Genomic DNA, 16,537 nt, shown 5'->3' with positions numbered 1-16,537 from the left:
GGCTGAATAGTGGAGAACCTGATCGCGCTGCTCGTTGCGGCGCCTCTGCTCGGAGCGGCCGTACTGCTGTGCGGCGGCCGGCGGCTCGACGCCGTGGGCCACTGGATCGGCACCGTCCTGGCGGCCGTCTCCTTCGTGATCGGCATCGTGCTCTTCGCCGACATGCTGGGGAAGGGTCCCGAGGAACGGACCCTGACACAGCACCTGTTCACCTGGATTCCCGTCGGGGACTTCCAGGCGGAGATCGGCTTCCAGCTCGACCAGCTGTCGATGACGTTCGTGCTGCTCATCAGCGGCGTCGGCTCGCTGATCCACCTGTACTCCGTCGGGTACATGGAGCACGACGAGCGCCGGCGCCGCTTCTTCGGCTATCTGAACCTGTTCCTCGCGGCGATGCTGCTGCTCGTCCTCGCCGACAACTACCTGCTGCTGTACGTCGGCTGGGAGGGCGTCGGTCTCGCCTCCTACCTGCTGATCGGCTTCTGGCAGCACAAGCCCAGCGCCGCCACCGCCGCGAAGAAGGCCTTCCTGGTCAACCGGGTCGGCGACATGGGCCTGTCGATCGCCATCATGCTGATGTTCACCACCTTCGGGACGTTCGCCTTCGGCCCGGTGCTCGCCTCCACCGGCGACGCCTCCGAGGGCATGCTCACTGCCATCGGCCTGATGCTGCTGCTCGCCGCCTGCGGCAAGTCCGCCCAGGTACCGCTGCAGTCCTGGCTCGGTGACGCGATGGAGGGCCCGACCCCGGTCTCAGCGCTCATCCACGCCGCGACGATGGTGACCGCGGGCGTCTACCTGATCGTCCGCTCCGCGGACATCTTCAACGCATCCCCGGACGCCCAGCTCGTCACCACCGTGGTCGGCGCGGTCACGCTCCTGTTCGGTGCGATCGTCGGTTGCGCGAAGGACGACATCAAGAAGGCGCTGGCCGGCTCGACGATGTCGCAGATCGGCTACATGGTGCTGGCCGCGGGCCTCGGCCCCATCGGCTACGTCTTCGCGATCATGCACCTGGTGACCCACGGCTTCTTCAAGGCCGGGCTGTTCCTCGGCGCCGGTTCGGTCATGCACGGCATGAACGACGAGGTCGACATGCGCAAGTACGGCGGCCTGCGCAAGTACATGCCCATCACCTTCGTGACGTTCGGCCTCGGCTACCTCGCGATCATCGGCTTCCCGGGGCTGTCCGGATTCTTCTCCAAGGACAAGATCATCGAGGCGGCCTTCGCCAAGGGCGGCACCGAGGGCTGGATCCTCGGCAGTGTGGCTCTGCTCGGCGCGGCCATCACCGCGTACTACATGACGCGCGTGATGCTGATGACCTTCTTCGGGGAGGAGCGCTGGCGGAACCAGCCCACCGCTTCACCGGACGAGCCGAGCGCGGAACCCGCGGCCGAGCACCACGGCGCCCACGCCGAGCCGCACCCGCACGAATCGCCCAAGGTCATGACGATCCCCATGATCGTGCTGGCCGTCGGATCGGTCTTCGCCGGCGGGTTCTTCAGCATCGGTAACCGGTTCGAGCACTGGCTGGAGCCCGTCACCGGGTACAAGCACGGCAACCCGCCGGTCAGCGCCCTGACGGTCACCCTGTCCACGATGGTCGTCCTGGTCATCGGCGCAGGCATCGCCTACGCCCAGTACGGGCGCCGTCCCGTCCCGGTCGTCGCCCCACGCGGATCTCTGCTCACCCGGGCAGCCCGGCGCGACCTCCTCCAGGACGACTTCAACCACGTCGTCCTGGTCCGCGGCGGGGAGCACCTCACGCGCTCCCTGGTGTACGTCGACCACACCCTGGTGGACGGCGTCGTCAACGGCACGGCGGCCTCGGTCGGCGGTCTGTCCGGACGGCTCCGCAGGCTGCAGAACGGCTATGCGCGCAGCTACGCGGTCTCGATGTTCGGCGGTGCGGCGATCCTCATCGCCGCGACCCTGCTGATGAGGGGGGTGTGACCACGATGTCGCAAGTAGTGAACGCAGGGTTCCCGCTCCTGACGGTGACGGCTGGGCTTCCGGCGGTCGGGGCGATCGCCACGGCTGCCGTCCCGGCCGCCCGGCGGACCGCCGCCAAATGGCTGGCGCTGCTGGTCTCGCTGGCCACACTGGTGCTCGCCGTGGTGATCCTGGTCCGCTTCGAACCGGGCGGCGACCGATACCAGCTCAACGAGTCCCACGCCTGGATCGCGGACTTCGGGGTGCGTTACGAACTGGGCGTGGACGGCATCGCGGTGGCGCTGATCGCGCTGACCGCGCTGCTGATCCCGTTCGTGATCCTCGCGGGCTGGCACGACGCCGACCCGCTGGAGACCAAGTCGTCGCGGTGGCGGCCGACGCAGGGCTTCTTCGCCCTGATCCTCGCCGTCGAGGCGATGGTGATCCTCTCCTTCGAGGCCACCGACGTCTTCCTCTTCTACATCTTCTTCGAAGCCATGCTGATCCCGATGTACTTCCTCATCGGAGGCTTCGGGGACCGCGCCCACCAGCACGGCGACAAGGCGGCGGCGACGCAGCGCTCGTACGCCGCGGTGAAGTTCCTGCTCTACAACCTCGTCGGCGGCCTCATCATGCTGGCCGCCGTCATCGGTCTCTATGTGGTCGCCGGCACGTTCTCGCTCAGCGAGATCGCGGACGCGCGCGCGAGCGGCAACCTGGACATGGCCACCGGCACCGAACGATGGCTCTTCCTCGGCTTCTTCTTCGCCTTCGCGGTGAAGGCGCCGCTGTGGCCGCTGCACACCTGGCTGCCCAACGCCATGGGCGAGGCCACCGCCCCGGTCGCCGTACTGATCACGGCGGTCGTGGACAAGGTGGGCACCTTCGCGATGCTCCGCTTCTGCCTCCAGCTCTTCCCGGAGGCGAGCAAGTGGGCGACGCCGGTCATCCTCGTCCTCGCCCTGATCAGCATCATCTACGGGGCGCTGCTCGCGGTCGGCCAGCGCGACATCAAGCGCCTGGTGGCGTACGCGTCGATCTCCCACTTCGGGTTCATCATCATGGGCATCTTCGCGATGACCACCCAGGGCCAGTCCGGGGCGACGCTCTACATGGTCAACCACGGGATCTCCACCGCCGCCCTGATGCTGGTGGCGGGCTTCCTGATCTCGCGTCGCGGCTCGCGTCTGATCGCCGACTACGGAGGCGTGCAGAAGGTGGCACCCGTGCTCGCCGGCACCTTCCTGATCGGCGGCCTGGCGACGCTGTCCCTGCCGGGCCTGGCCCCGTTCGTGAGTGAGTTCCTGGTCCTGGTCGGCACGTTCGCCCGCTACCCGGTGATCGGCATCATCGCCACCTTCGGCATCGTCCTGGCCGCGCTCTACACCCTCGTCCTCTACCAGCGGACGATGACGGGCCCGGTTAAGGCCGAGGTCGCGGAGATGCCAGACCTCAAGCTGCGCGAACTCGTGGTCGTCGCCCCGCTGATCGCACTGCTGATCTTCCTGGGCGTCTATCCGAAGCCGGTCACCGACATCGTCAACCCGGCGGTCCAGCACACCATGTCCGACGTACAGCAGAAGGACCCCCAGCCCGACGTGGAGGCGGCCAAGTGAGCGCACCAGCCGTCCACAGCCTGTGGACAACCGCGGCGGAGCCGATCTCCAAGATCGACGCGCCGAAGATCGAGTACGGACAGCTGTCGCCCACCCTGATCGTCATCGGGGCAGCGATCGTCGGCGTGCTCGTCGAGGCCTTTGTACCGCGCAAGTCCCGCTACCACGTCCAGTTGTTCGTCTCCGTCGTCGCGATGGCCGCCGCGTTCGCCGCGGTCGTCGCCCTCGCGGCCGGCGGATACGGCACCACCAAGGCCCATATCGCGGCCATGGGCGCCATCGCCGTCGACGGACCCTCCCTCTTCCTGCAGGGCGTCATCCTGCTCACCGGTCTGATCGGGGTGTTCACCTTCGCCGAGCGGCGCCTCGACCCGGCCGCGCACGGCAACCGCGTCGACTCCTTCGCCGCGCAGGCCGCCTCCGTGCCCGGCAGCGAGAGCGAACAGGCCGCGGTGAAGGCCGGGTTCACCACCACCGAGGCGTTCCCGCTGCTGCTCTTCGCAGTCGGCGGCATGCTGATCTTCCCGGCGGCCAACGACCTGCTGACGCTGTTCGTCGCCCTGGAAGTGTTCTCGCTGCCGCTGTACCTGCTGTGCGCGGTGGCCCGCCGCAAGCGGCTCATGTCGCAGGAGGCCGCGGTCAAGTACTTCCTCCTCGGCGCCTTCGCCTCCGCGTTCACCCTGTTCGGCATCGCCCTGCTGTACGGCTACGCGGGCTCGGTGTCCTTCGCGACGATCGCCCAGGTCGTCGACGGCACGGTCCCCGATGTCAACCCGGCGCTGGCCGACACCATGGGCAACGACGCGCTGCTGCTCGTCGGCGCCGCGATGGTCGTCATGGGCCTGCTGTTCAAGGTCGGCGCGGTGCCGTTCCACATGTGGACCCCGGACGTCTACCAGGGCGCGCCCACCCCGGTCACCGGTTTCATGGCGGCGGCCACGAAGGTCGCGGCCTTCGGCGCCCTGCTTCGTCTCCTCTACGTCGTCCTGCCCGGCCTGCGCTGGGACTGGCGGCCGGTGATGTGGGGCGTCGCGATCGTCACCATGCTGGGCGGCGCGATCGTCGCGATCACCCAGACCGACATCAAGCGGATGCTGGCGTATTCGTCGATCGCGCACGCGGGCTTCATCCTCGCGGGTGTCATCGCCACCACTCCCGACGGCGTCTCGTCCGTGCTCTTCTATCTGGCCGCGTACTCGTTCGTGACGCTCGGCGCGTTCGCCGTGGTCACGCTGGTCCGGGACGCGGGCGGCGAGGCCACGCACCTGTCCAAGTGGGCGGGGCTCGGCCGCCGGTCGCCGCTGGTCGCTGCGGTCTTCGCGGTGTTCCTGCTGGCCTTCGCGGGCATCCCGCTGACCTCCGGCTTCGCCGGGAAGTTCGCCGTCTTCAAGGCGGCGGCGGAGGGCGGGGCGGCTCCGCTGGTCGTGATCGGTGTGATCTCGTCCGCGATCGCCGCGTTCTTCTACATCCGGGTGATCGTGCTGATGTTCTTCAGCGAGCCGAAGCCGGAAGGCCCGACGGTCGCGGTCCCGTCACCGCTGACGATGACGGCTATCGCGGTGGGTGTGGCGGTCACGCTGGTGCTGGGTGTGGCGCCGCAGTACTTCCTGGATCTGGCGGGGCAGGCGGGGGTGTTCGTGCGCTGACGCGCCGCCTGTCCTCGTTCTCGTACGCAGCGGCCCGGCGGCCCCATCTCGGGGCTGCCGGGCCGCTGTGGTGATCTGGGCCGGGTTACTCGCTCTCCTTGCGGCGTGGCTTGATCCCGGTGAGGTCCAGGTCCACCGGGAAGGGAGCGGTCACCTTCATCCGCTCGCGGAAGATGCCCACGCTCGTGTACGCGCCGGTGGTGGGCTCCAGCTCGAAGGCGTGCACCACGGCGAGGCCCTTCTCGTTCTCGACCCGCCAGTAGTGGGCGATCCCCGCCCGGGCGTACTTCAGCGGCTTGGTCTCGCGGTCCCGTGACACGGAGTCCGCCGAGACGACCTCGATGGCCAGTACGACGGCTTCGGCGGGGTACCGGGTCTGCTCCGGGTCGTCCACCACGTCCCCGTTCACCACGATCACGTCCGGCTCCGGCCGGTTCTGCCGGTCGATGTCGATGGTGAACTCGCGGATGACTTCGAAGTCCGCCGGCGCCAGCGACTGGAGCTGCCACTTGAAGAAGTCGACTGCGCGTTCGTGAAAGAGGGTCTGCGGACTCACGAAGACCAGGCTCCCGTCGATCAGTTCCGTGTGCGGAGGCAGATTCGGAAGCCGGTCCAGGTCGTCGGCGGTCCAGCCGCCCTCGGGCGGGATCGGCCAGCTGGGTGTGGACGCCTTCGGTGCGACGCTCATCAGTGCTCCCATGGGACGGAGTCTCGCCGGTTCCAATCAGGCTATCGGCCGGAAACGGGCAGGTCTCCCGCGTACGTGTGAACGACTGTCGTGTCCTTGACCCGGTGCGCGCCGGGTTCGCCAGGCAGCCTGTGGATAACTCGGGCGTTGTCGGCGCGGGCCCCTATCGTGGACGCAGTGGTCGAGGGACGACGCACGGGGGACGGGCGATGCAGGGGATGGGCGGGACGGTTGTGACGACCGAAGCGGACACGCCGACGGCAGGCGGTGAGAGCGAGGCGCTGGCCGCGCTGCACCGGGTCTTCGGCTACCAGGCATTCCGCGGCCGGCAGGAAGAGATCATCGAGCATGTGGTGGCGGGCGGAGACGCCGTCGTCCTCATGCCGACCGGCGGCGGAAAGTCGCTCTGCTACCAGATCCCCGCCCTGGTCAGACCCGGCACGGGCATCGTGGTCTCCCCTCTGATCGCCTTGATGCAGGACCAGGTGGACGCCCTGCGGGCACTGGGCGTGCGCGCCGGGTTCATCAACTCCACGCAGGACTTCGACGAGCGGCGCGTGGTCGAGGCCGAGTTCCTCCAGGGCGAACTGGACCTGCTCTACCTGGCACCGGAGCGGCTGCGTATTGATGCCACGCTGGACCTGTTCTCCCGGGGCAAGATCTCCGTCTTCGCGATCGACGAGGCGCACTGTGTGTCGCAGTGGGGCCACGACTTCCGCCCCGACTACCTCACGCTGTCACTCCTCGGCCAACGCTGGCCCGACGTGCCACGGATCGCGCTGACGGCGACGGCCACCCGCGCCACACACCGTGAGATCACCGAACGGCTGGGCATGCCGGAGGCGCGTCACTTCGAGGCGAGCTTCGACCGGCCCAACATCCAGTACCGGATCGTGCCGAAGGCCGACCCCAAGAAGCAGCTGCTGTCCTTCCTCAAGGAGGAGCACGCGGGCGACGCGGGCATCGTGTACTGCCTCTCGCGCAACTCGGTGGAGAAGACGGCGGAGTTCCTGTCGCGCAACGGCGTGGAGGCGGTGCCGTACCACGCGGGACTGGACGCGGGCACCCGAGCGACGCACCAGGCACGGTTCCTGCGCGAGGAAGGCCTGGTCGTGGTCGCGACGATCGCCTTCGGGATGGGCATCGACAAGCCGGACGTCCGCTTCGTCGCCCACCTCGACCTGCCGAAGTCCGTCGAGGGCTACTACCAGGAGACGGGCCGCGCGGGGCGGGACGGACTGCCGTCCACGGCATGGATGGCGTACGGCCTCCAGGACGTGGTCCAGCAGCGCAAGCTCATCCAGAGCAACGAGGGCGACGAGGGCTTCCGGCGCCGGGCCATGGCCCACCTGGACGCGATGCTGGCCTTGTGCGAGACGGCGCAGTGCCGCCGGGGCCAGCTCCTCGCCTACTTCGGCCAGGAGCCGCAGGCAACGGCGTGCGGCAACTGCGACACCTGCATGACCCCGCCGGAGACCTGGGACGGCACGATCGCCGCGCAGAAGCTGCTCTCCACGGTATGGCGGCTGGAGCGCGAGCGGCGGCAGAAGTTCGGCGTGGTCCAGATCGTCGACATCCTGCTCGGACGCAAAACGGCGAAGGTCATCCAGTTCGACCACGACCAGCTGTCGGTGTTCGGCATCGGCGAGGAGCTGTCCGAGGGCGAATGGCGAGGCGTGGCCCGGCAGTTGCTGGCGCAGGGGCTGCTGGCGGTCGAGGGCGAGTACGGCACGCTGGTGCTGACCGAGGAGAGCGGGTCGGTACTGCGGCGCGAGCGGGAGGTGCCGCTGCGCAAGGAGCCGCCGAAGCCGGCCGTCACCCGGACCGCGGCGCCGAAGAGCGAACGCAAGGCGAAGGCCTCCGTCGATCTCGCGCCCGAGCTGTTCCCGGCCTTCGAAGCCCTGCGCTCCTGGCGCGCGGCCCAGGCGAAGGAACAGGGCGTCCCCGCATATGTGATCTTCCACGACGCGACGCTGAGGGAGATCGCCACGATCCATCCCACGACAGTGGCGGAACTGGCCGTGATCAGCGGGGTGGGCGAGAAGAAGCTGGCGACGTACGGGGAGGGGGTGCTCGAGGTGATGAGGTCCCTGTCCGGGGAGCCGGCGGCGTCCGACACCCCGGTGCCGGACGATGCCTCCGCCCCCGCCCCCGCCCTTGCCCCCACCCCGGCCCCCGCCCCCGACCCGGACTGGCCGGAGCTGGATCAGGAGCCGGAGCCGGACGACTGGATATAGGCGGGAGTCGGACTGACCTGCGGCGACGCGCGGACCCACGCAGGATCTGGCTCTGCCAGTGCCCCGCCACCTGCGGAAGCGGCGAGGCCGCGCTCAGGCCGGGCCGGAACGCCCCAGGTGCCCGTGGGCACGGCGCCGGCCCGCCCGTCGGTGGGCCGGCGGGGCGGGCACATCGGTTGCCTCAGCGGGAGCGAAGGCCTGGCTCTCAGCCGGACACGATCCGCCCGGTGACCTCGCCCAGACCCACCCGGACGCCGTCCGGGCCGGGGGCCCATGCCGTCAGGGTCACGACGTCGCCGTCCTCCAGGAACGTCCGCTTGCCGTCGGGGAGTTCGAGGGGCTCCTGGCCGTTCCAGGTCAGCTCCAGCAGGGAGCCGCGCTGGTCCGCGGACGGGCCGCTGACCGTGCCGGAGCCGTAGAGGTCGCCCGTTCGGAGCGAGGCACCGTTCACGGTCATGTGGGCGAGTTGCTGCGCGGCGGTCCAGTACATCGTCGAGAACGGCGGCTCCGAAACGGTGTGGCCGTTGATCGCGACGGAGATGCGCAGGTCGTAGCCGCCGGGCCCGTCCGAGGTCTCGGCCGAGTCGTCCAGGTAGGGCAGGAGGGGGTGGGTCCGGGCGGGAGGGGCGACGTGGGCCTCCTCCAGAGCATCCAGCGGGGTGATCCACGCCGAGATCGAGGTGGCGAAGGACTTGCCGAGGAAGGGGCCGAGCGGGACGTACTCCCAGGCCTGGATGTCGCGGGCCGACCAGTCGTTGAGCAGGCAGAGGCCGAAGACGTGGTCGCGGAAGCCCGACAGCGGGACCGGGGTGCCCTGGGCTGTTGGGACGCCGACGACGAAGCCGACCTCCGCCTCGATGTCCAGGCGGACGGAGGGGCCGAACACCGGCGTGGGGTCGGTGGGTGCCTTCCGCTGACCGGAGGGGCGCGCGACGTCCGTGCCCGACACCACCACCGTCCCCGACCGCCCGTGGTAACCGATCGGCAGATGCTTCCAGTTGGGCGTGAGGGAGTCCGCGGCGTCAGGGCGGAAGATCCGGCCGACGTTCCGGGCGTGGTTCTCCGACGCGTAGAAGTCGACGTAGTCCGCAACCTCGAAGGGGAGGTGCAGGGTGACCGAGGAGAGCGGGTGCAGCAGGGGTTCGATGGCCTCCCGGTGGACCGTCACCCAGGCCGTGAGGGCCCGGCGTACGTCCGACCACGTGGTCCGTCCAGCTGCCAGCAGCGGGTTCAGCGTGGGCTGGGTGAGCAGCGTGGCGTACGGGGAGCCGAGTGCCGTCGCCGCCGCGCCCGCGTCGAGCACGTGGTCGCCGATCCGGACACCGACTTTTCGGTCCGCCGGGCCCGACCCGGAGCCGTTCAGGGAGAACACGCCGTACGGAAGATTGTGCGGGCCGAAGGGATCGTCTTCGGGGGCATCAAAGGGGGGCATGGGTTGCTGCCTCACTTTCCGTGTTGTTGGGCCACACGTTACGTCCAGCAGACCTTCGCGGGCAGTGCCTAAAGAGTTCGTAATGTCCGATTGGAGTGGTCTTGTTGGAGTGTCCGATTCCGGCTTAGGGGTCCTTGCACTATGGGCGTCCGATGAGGTCGCGTGGTCTGGTGCCGTGCATCGCAAGGCGCCGGAGAGCCCTGGATGGGGGTGTCCCCTGCTCGAGCGCAGCCGAGAGCTTGGGGGAGCGGTGCCGGGCCGCGCGACCCGGGCGGGCATAGTGCAAGGACCCCTTGGCGTCCTCGGGGAACGGACGCGGCGAGTCCGCGCCGTGGGGGACACGTGGGGGGACCAGTGGCCGAAAGCACCGGCGGTGTGCCATTCGCAGTGGACCGGGACGTGCCGGGGCTGATCGTGAAGTTCGGCGACTACCCGCTGCACCACGGTGGAGTCGGCGCCATCCGCAGCCTGGGACGGCTCGGCGTCCCGATGTACGCCATCACCGAGGACCGTTGCACCCCGGCCGCCGTCTCACGCCATCTCTGCCGCGCCTTCGTGTGGCCGACGACGGGCACGGAGGAGCCGAAGCGGCTGGTCGAGGGTCTGCTGCGGATCGGGCGGCTCATCGGCCGTCCGGCCGAGCCGATGATCAGCTGGCGTGCGCACATGCCCGAGGGGATGCTCCTCAAGTCGACCCCGGCCGCCTCCAGCATCGACGCCCCGCAACCCGGCCGCACCCTCGGCGACTACTGCGCCGCGGCGGGGATACCGAGGCTCGTGGCGGACGAGGACATCATTCCCGTCGAGACGTTCAGCGCGTACGGCGAATGGTTCCAGCAGCAGCTGGTTCCCGAACTGGAGCGGGTGCGCCTCGTCTCCGTGGGCCGGAACGGATCCGGCGGCTTCGAACTCAAGCTGGACTCGGGGGAGTTGTTGATCGCCCGGGCGGTCGTGGTGGCCACCGGCCTGTCCGGGCTCGCCCATCTGCCGCCCGAGCTCACCACACCCGACGGCCCCGCCGTCACTTCACCGGTCTCGCACAGCTCACAGCACCACGACCTGGGCCGGTTCTCCGGCAAGGAGTTGATCGTCGTCGGAGCGGGGCAGTCCGCGCTGGAGACGGCGGCGCTCGCGGCCGAGGCGGGAGCGCGGGTGCGGGTGGTGGCGCGCGGCCGGGGCGCCGTGGCCTTCGGCGCCCCGCCCTGGAAGCAGCCGCGCCTGCGCCCCAAGTCGCCGTTCGGCAGGGCCTGGTCGCTCTACGCGATCAGCTACTACCCGCACCCGTACCGCCATCTGCCGTCGTCGCAGCCACGGCACTTCCTGGTCCGCCGGATCCTCGGTCCGCTCGGCGCCTGGTGGCTGCGGGACAGGTTCGAGGGCAAGGTCGACGTGTGCGAGGTGGAGCGGATCGTACGGACCGAGACGGCGGACGGGAACCCGTCACTGGTCGTCCGAACGCCGGACGGCCGTACGGAGAAGCTCAATGCCGACCACGTCATCGCCGCGACCGGCTACCGGGTGTCGCTGTCGGCCATGGACTTCCTCGGGCACGAACTGCGCACCCGGCTCGCGGTGAGCCGGGGCACGCCACGGCTGGGCGCCGGGTTCGGGTCCTCGCTGCCGGGGCTGTACTTCACCGGGCTGCCGGCGGCGGCATCGTACGGGCCGGTGATGCGGTTCGTCTGCGGCACGGAGTTCGCCTCACCGCGGTTGGCCAAACATCTGGCGGCGGCGCACGGTTGACGGACGCGCTGGGCGCGTGGGCCGGTACGCGGTGCGGCGAGACGCGTGCTGGTGCGCTCGATGCTCGGACGCGGCGCGTGAACCGCTTTGCGCGCCCGGTCATTTGTAGGGCTTCGAGTGGTTTCGAACGTGTCTCTGGTGATGCGCGCGGCGCTCGTGGCGGCGGTCAACGTCCGGTTCGGGTCGGGCTGCGCACAGCATGCATCCGTATTCTCTGATCATGCCCGCACCGATTGCATATTCACTTATTGCCACTGATCTGGACGGAACGCTGCTGCGGTCCGACGACACGCTCTCGGACCGTTCGCGGTCCGCTCTGGCGAGAGCGGTGGCGATGGGCGCCCAGCACCTCGTCGTGACCGGCCGCCCGGCTCCCCGGGTGCGGCCGCTCCTCGAGGACCTGGGCAGCAAGGGGCTGGCGGTGTGCGGCCAGGGGGCGCAGCTCTACGACGCGGGGGCGGACGAGCTGCTGTGGTCGGTGAAGCTGGACCGGGAGCTTGCGTGGACGGCGCTCGGGAAGATCGAGGCGGAGGTGGGGCAGGTTTACGCGGCCGTGGACCAGGACGGTGTGGACGGTCTGACTCTCATCGAGCCCGGCTACCAGATGCCGCACCCGACGCTGCCCGCGGTGCGGGTGGAGCGCCGGGACGACCTCTGGACGGAGCCGATCAGCAAGGTGCTGATGCGCCACCCCTGGCTGTCGGACGACGAGTTGGCGTCGTCCGCCCGGGCCGCGGTCGGTTCCCTGGCCACGGTGACGATGTCGGGCCCCGGAACCGTCGAACTCCAGCCATGCGGCGTGACCAAGGCGACCGGACTCGCCCTGGCGGCCGGACATCTGGGCCTGACGCCCGGGGCGACGATCGCCTTCGGTGACATGCCCAACGACATCCCGATGTTCGACTGGGCGGCCCATGGCGTGGCGATGGCCAACGCGCACGCCGAACTGAAGGCGGTGGCCGATGAGGTGACGCTGTCGAACGAGGACGACGGGATCGCCGTGGTGCTGGAACGGCTGTTCCGCTAGGTCCTGTCGTCAAATTCCCGTCGTCCGCGCGGGGGCGGGCCGCGCGGAGGCGAGCCACCGCGGAGACAGTCGGCGCGCGGAGACAGTCGGCGCGCGGAGACAGCCGGCGTTGAGGCGAGCCACAGCGGAGGCGAGGCGGGCGTGGGGTGCTCGCTGTGAGAGCGAGCCGGTGCGGCCGTGTCCCGGAGGTTGTGGTCAGCCGGCGGTGCGCGGGAGGCGTTTCTCCCAGGTGCGGTGGAAGACCACCTCGTCCCCGTCCCGGCAGATCACCTCGTCCGAGGCGATGAAGTCCGTGGCGGTGCAGGCGAGGTGGGAGTGTGTTTCCACCGTGGTGTTCCACGCCAGCTCGGGGCGGTGCAGGCGGATCGTCCAGTCCGAGTGGGCCCGGGCGCTGAGCGGGTCCGAGTCCTGGATCGTGTACGTCACCCGAGCCTCCTCCGAGTACTCGAGGCCGTCCGGATGGACGCGGACGGCGTCGGGGCTCGGGTCCACCTCAAGACGCCGAACGCCGGCGGCCACGTCGCGTACCACCAGGCGTTCCGGGCGGGGCTCGTCCAGTGTCGTCGGTGTGATCACTCCCAGCGGCTCCGCCTGCTCGGGCTCGTCGAAGGTGACGGCCGCACCGGAATCCGGGTCCCTGACCGGGAGCTCGAGCACGCTTCCCGCCGGATCCAGCGTGAACCGAGAGCTCGTCTGCGGCCAGATCCACGGCCAGTACGCCGACGACACGGCGAGCCGGAGTCGTCGGCCCGCGCGGAGCACATGGCCGATCGGGTCCAGCTCGAAGGAGACCTCCTCCGTGCCAGCGGGTGGCCATGGCACCACCCGGTCCGTCCCCTGCCGCGCGGACAGGTTCAGTACTCCCCACGTGATCAGCGTCGACGAGCCGTCCGGTGCCACGTCGCACAGCCGCGCCGCGACCTGGCCCCGCTCCACCGGCGAGGTCAACCGCAGCCGCACCCGGGGCCGGCCGAGGATCCACAACTCCTCCGGCACATCGAAATCGAAGCAGACCGACTTCCCGTCGTCCTCCCGCTGGTCCGGCGGAAAACCGCCGTCGCTTCCCAGCGGGACGAAACGACCCGCGTCCGACCCGGTGTGCTGCGGTGAGTGCACCACGACGGGGGTACCCGGCAGAACATGGGACCGCGTGGAGACGGCCGGCGACGGCCAGGACTCGTCGCCGACCCAGCGCCCGGGCAGCGCCGGACGCGCGGTGGCCGGGCGGGTCGGGCGGATCGGGGGGTTGGCCCCGGGTGGAACCGAGGCGGTGGCCGAGGCAGGGCCCCCGGGTGTGGCGGGGCCTTGGGGCGTGGCGGAGCCTTGGAGCGTGGTGGGGTCCTGGGATGTGGCGGAGCCTGGGGGTGTGGGCGGACTCCAGGGGGTCGACGGGCCTTGGGACGCGACCGGGACCCGAGGCGTGGCCGCGCCCCGGGACGTGGCCGGAACCCTCGGGGGCTCCGGGGGCGGGGGCGTGATCGGGGGATGCGGGTCGGCCAGGTAGGAGCGGAGCAACGGCTCTCCCATCACGCCCGTGTCCACGTCCTTCAGCCAGTGGTCCCACCACCGCAGCGTCTCCTGGAGGAAGCCGATCGCCGGGCCCGGTGGCAGTTCGCGGTCCGGGTACTGCTGCGACCAGGGCCCGATCACGCCTCGTACGCGCTCGGAGGGCAGGTTCTCGACCAGCCGCAGCACGGTGTCCCGGTGCGGATCGTGCCAGCCGCCGACCGCGAGGACGGCGGCCCGGACCGCCCCGTAGTCCGCACGGACGCTGTCGTGCCGCCAGTAGCCGTCGCGGGTCTGATGGCCGAGCCAGGCGTGGCCGAGGGGCTGCATCTCCTCCAGCCGCTTCACCCACATGTCCCGCCAGACGTCGCCCACGTACTGCGGGTCGGGCGGCCGGGAGGCGAAGGCGAGCATCGCGGCCGCCCCGGCGTGCATCTCCTCGGCGAGGACGGAACCTCCCCTGTAGTGCCCCGCGTTGTCGTAGCGGTCGTCCGTGCCGCAGACCGTGACGACCGCCTTGAGCGGCTCGGGCGCGAGCGCCGCGAGCCGCAGGGAGTTGCCGCCTCCCCAGGAGATGCCGAACATGCCCACACGACCGGAGCACCAGGGCCGGGAGGCGAGCCAGTCGATCACCTCCACGCCGTCGGCCAGTTCCACGTCCGAGAACACGTCGCCCGGAGTCCCCTCGGAGTTGCCGTGCCCGCGGACGTCCACGCGGACGGACGCGTAGCCGTGCCCGGCGTACCAGGGATGGCGCTGCCCGTCGCGCGGGGCCGTCGCGTCGGTCAGGCGGTACGGGACGTACTCCAGGAGCGCCGGTACGGGGCCGGCCGCCGAGCCGGGCCCGGATTCCACCGGTCGCCACACGCGCGCGTACAGCCGTGTGCCGTCCGACAGCGGAATCCGCGTGTCCTCGTGGAAGGTCTCGTGGGGGAAGGACGTACTCACACGCATGGGGGACCTCGGAGGCGGGGTTCGTACGTTTCGTACCGACCGTGCAGATTTGTAGTTTTCCCTATGGGTCTATTCTCGTGTGTTCTATGTCATGCGACTGCTTGTCGCCCTTTTGGGAACATACCCGGCGTGATCGCATGGCGCCCGGGTAGTGGAGCACCCGTCCGCGAGAGCGAAGCGGAGGGTACGGGGGACGGGCGCCCTCTGTGATCGAAAGGCGACCGGATACGCTGACTTGAGTGATGGCAGCGACACATCGACAAACACAGGGGCCCGTCGTCGTCGCAGCCGTCTCACTGACCCAGTACCGCCAATGAGAGCGTCAGCAGACAGGAGACCCTCGTGACCGTCGTCGGGCCGTTCGGGCTGAGCGTGCGGGACCAGGCTCTCGAAGCCGATGTCCAGGCCGGATTGGCGGCTGTCGAGGAGGGGTTGCTCGAAGCCACCAAGAGCGAGGTCCCCTTCATCACGGAGGCCGCCCAGCACCTCGTACGGGCGGGCGGAAAGCGGTTCAGGCCGCTGCTCGTGATGCTCGCCGCGCAGTTCGGCGACCCCTACGCGCCGGGGATCGTCCCCTCCGCGGTGGTCGTCGAGCTCACTCACCTGGCGACGCTGTACCACGACGACGTGATGGACGAGGCGGACGTGCGGCGCGGGGTCGACAGCGCCAACATCCGCTGGGGCAACTCGGTCGCGGTCCTCACCGGCGACTTCCTGTTCGCGCGCGCCTCGCACATACTGGCCGACCTCGGTCCCGAGGCGGTCCGGATCCAGGCCGAGGCGTTCGAGCGCCTGGTCACGGGCCAGATCCTGGAGACGGCGGGGCCGCGCGACGGCCGTGACCCCATTGACCACTACCTCGACGTCCTGGGCGGCAAGACCGGGTCGCTGGTCGCGGTCGCCGGACGCTTCGGGGCGATGATGTCCGGGGCCGACGAGACGGTCGTCGACATCCTCACGCAGTACGGGGAGCGGCTCGGCATCGCCTTCCAGCTCGCGGACGACGTGCTGGACATCGCCTCCGACTCTCATGAGTCGGGAAAGACGCCCGGTACGGATCTGCGTGAGGGCATCGCCACGATGCCGGTGCTGCGGCTGCGCGAGCGCGTGGCGCGGCTCGGCCTGGCCGAGGACATCGCGCTGGCCGAGCTGCTGGAGTCCGACCTCTCGGACGACGCCCGCCACGCCGAGGCCCTGTCCCGGCTGCGCGAACACCCGGCCCTGGAGCACGCCCGACGCGACACCATCCGCTACGCGGAGGAGGCCCGCTCCACCCTGGCACCCCTCCCGGACTGCTACGCCAAGGCGGCGCTGGTGGAACTGTGCGACGCGGTGGTGCACCGGGCCGGCTGAGGTACGCCACTCAGTGGTACGCCCGCGAGTGGGTCGCGGGTCGGGTGTGCATGCGTCGGGGTGCGCATGCGTCGGGGTGTGCATGCGTGGGGTGTGCGTGCGTGGACGCCTACTGAGCCGTGAGTGCCGGCCGCGCGCCGTTGGGCTCGTGGGCTGTCGGGCTGGTCGGTGTGCTGGTGGGTTGGCCGAACTCGGGGTTGGCGGGCCGGTCGGGCTGGTCCGGCCGCGCCCGGCGGCGGGGCTCCGCAGGGCGGGGTGAACACAGGCCGACGGTTGACGATCGACGTCTGACCAGGCATTTCACTTTCCTTCGGTACGCCCGCCCACGTCCCGGTGCCCCTCTCGGGACCCTCTCGTGACGCCTCTGCCACATCCGTGACAGTTCTGTCATCGTTTTCTG

General features: G+C 70.1%; 10 protein-coding genes. 7 read left to right on the top strand and 3 right to left on the bottom strand.

What is annotated here, in order from left to right; all coding sequences use genetic code 11:
* Window positions 1-9: 9 nt before the first annotated feature.
* The 3 genes from nuoL to nuoN are packed head-to-tail and all read left to right on the top strand — an operon-like array spanning window position 10 to window position 5,197.
* Window positions 10-1,956, top strand: coding sequence for an NADH-quinone oxidoreductase subunit L (gene nuoL, locus EF387_RS41655; protein ID WP_128381815.1), 1,947 nt, complete (start codon window positions 10-12; stop codon window positions 1,954-1,956).
* Window positions 1,957-1,961: 5 nt separating this feature from the next.
* Entirely contained in the window at window positions 1,962-3,551 is a 1,590-nt protein-coding gene (locus EF387_RS41650) for an NADH-quinone oxidoreductase subunit M (protein ID WP_128381836.1), read from the top strand.
* The gene (gene nuoN / locus EF387_RS41645) at window positions 3,548-5,197 is read left to right on the top strand and encodes an NADH-quinone oxidoreductase subunit NuoN (RefSeq protein ID WP_128381814.1); all 1,650 of its coding nucleotides are present in this window, start codon (window positions 3,548-3,550) and stop codon (window positions 5,195-5,197) included. Before EF387_RS41650 ends, nuoN begins: the two co-directional genes overlap by 4 nt.
* 85 nt (window positions 5,198-5,282) lie before the next feature.
* On the opposite strand, the gene EF387_RS41640 is transcribed toward nuoN, so the two are convergent.
* Window positions 5,283-5,885 (bottom strand): Uma2 family endonuclease, encoded by a 603-nt coding sequence (locus tag EF387_RS41640; RefSeq protein WP_128381813.1) that lies wholly within the window; start codon window positions 5,883-5,885, stop codon window positions 5,283-5,285.
* A gap of 218 nt (window positions 5,886-6,103) precedes the next feature.
* Between EF387_RS41640 and recQ the strand changes: the two genes are divergently transcribed.
* Complete coding sequence (recQ, locus tag EF387_RS41635; protein ID WP_128381812.1) at window positions 6,104-8,122, top strand: DNA helicase RecQ; 2,019 nt, start codon at window positions 6,104-6,106, stop codon at window positions 8,120-8,122.
* A gap of 205 nt (window positions 8,123-8,327) precedes the next feature.
* Here recQ and fahA read toward each other — a convergent pair whose 3' ends face one another.
* Window positions 8,328-9,554: a fumarylacetoacetase gene (fahA, locus tag EF387_RS41630; RefSeq protein ID WP_128381811.1), complete on the bottom strand. Its 1,227-nt coding sequence runs from the start codon at window positions 9,552-9,554 to the stop codon at window positions 8,328-8,330.
* A 375-nt stretch (window positions 9,555-9,929) separates the two neighbouring features.
* On the opposite strand from fahA, the gene EF387_RS41625 reads away from it, so the two are divergent.
* Window positions 9,930-11,297 carry an NAD(P)-binding domain-containing protein gene (locus tag EF387_RS41625; protein ID WP_238431999.1) on the top strand — a complete coding sequence of 456 codons (1,368 nt, stop codon included), beginning with the start codon at window positions 9,930-9,932 and terminating at the stop codon, window positions 11,295-11,297.
* Window positions 11,298-11,517: 220 nt separating this feature from the next.
* Window positions 11,518-12,324: an HAD family hydrolase gene (locus EF387_RS41620; RefSeq protein ID WP_128381810.1), complete on the top strand. Its 807-nt coding sequence runs from the start codon at window positions 11,518-11,520 to the stop codon at window positions 12,322-12,324.
* Window positions 12,325-12,519: 195 nt separating this feature from the next.
* Here EF387_RS41620 and EF387_RS41615 read toward each other — a convergent pair whose 3' ends face one another.
* The gene (locus EF387_RS41615) at window positions 12,520-14,784 is read right to left on the bottom strand and encodes a CocE/NonD family hydrolase (RefSeq protein WP_128381809.1); all 2,265 of its coding nucleotides are present in this window, start codon (window positions 14,782-14,784) and stop codon (window positions 12,520-12,522) included.
* 342 nt (window positions 14,785-15,126) lie between these two features.
* Between EF387_RS41615 and EF387_RS41610 the strand changes: the two genes are divergently transcribed.
* Window positions 15,127-16,137, top strand: coding sequence for a polyprenyl synthetase family protein (locus tag EF387_RS41610; protein WP_128381808.1), 1,011 nt, complete (start codon window positions 15,127-15,129; stop codon window positions 16,135-16,137).
* Window positions 16,138-16,537 lie beyond the last annotated feature (400 nt).

This window comes from Streptomyces cavernae (genome assembly GCF_004023625.1).
In the GTDB taxonomy this organism is placed as follows: Bacteria; Actinomycetota; Actinomycetes; order Streptomycetales; family Streptomycetaceae; genus Streptomyces; species Streptomyces cavernae.
Note: the sequence above shows the minus strand (reverse complement) of the source record. Positions and strands in the feature narration are given on the sequence as shown.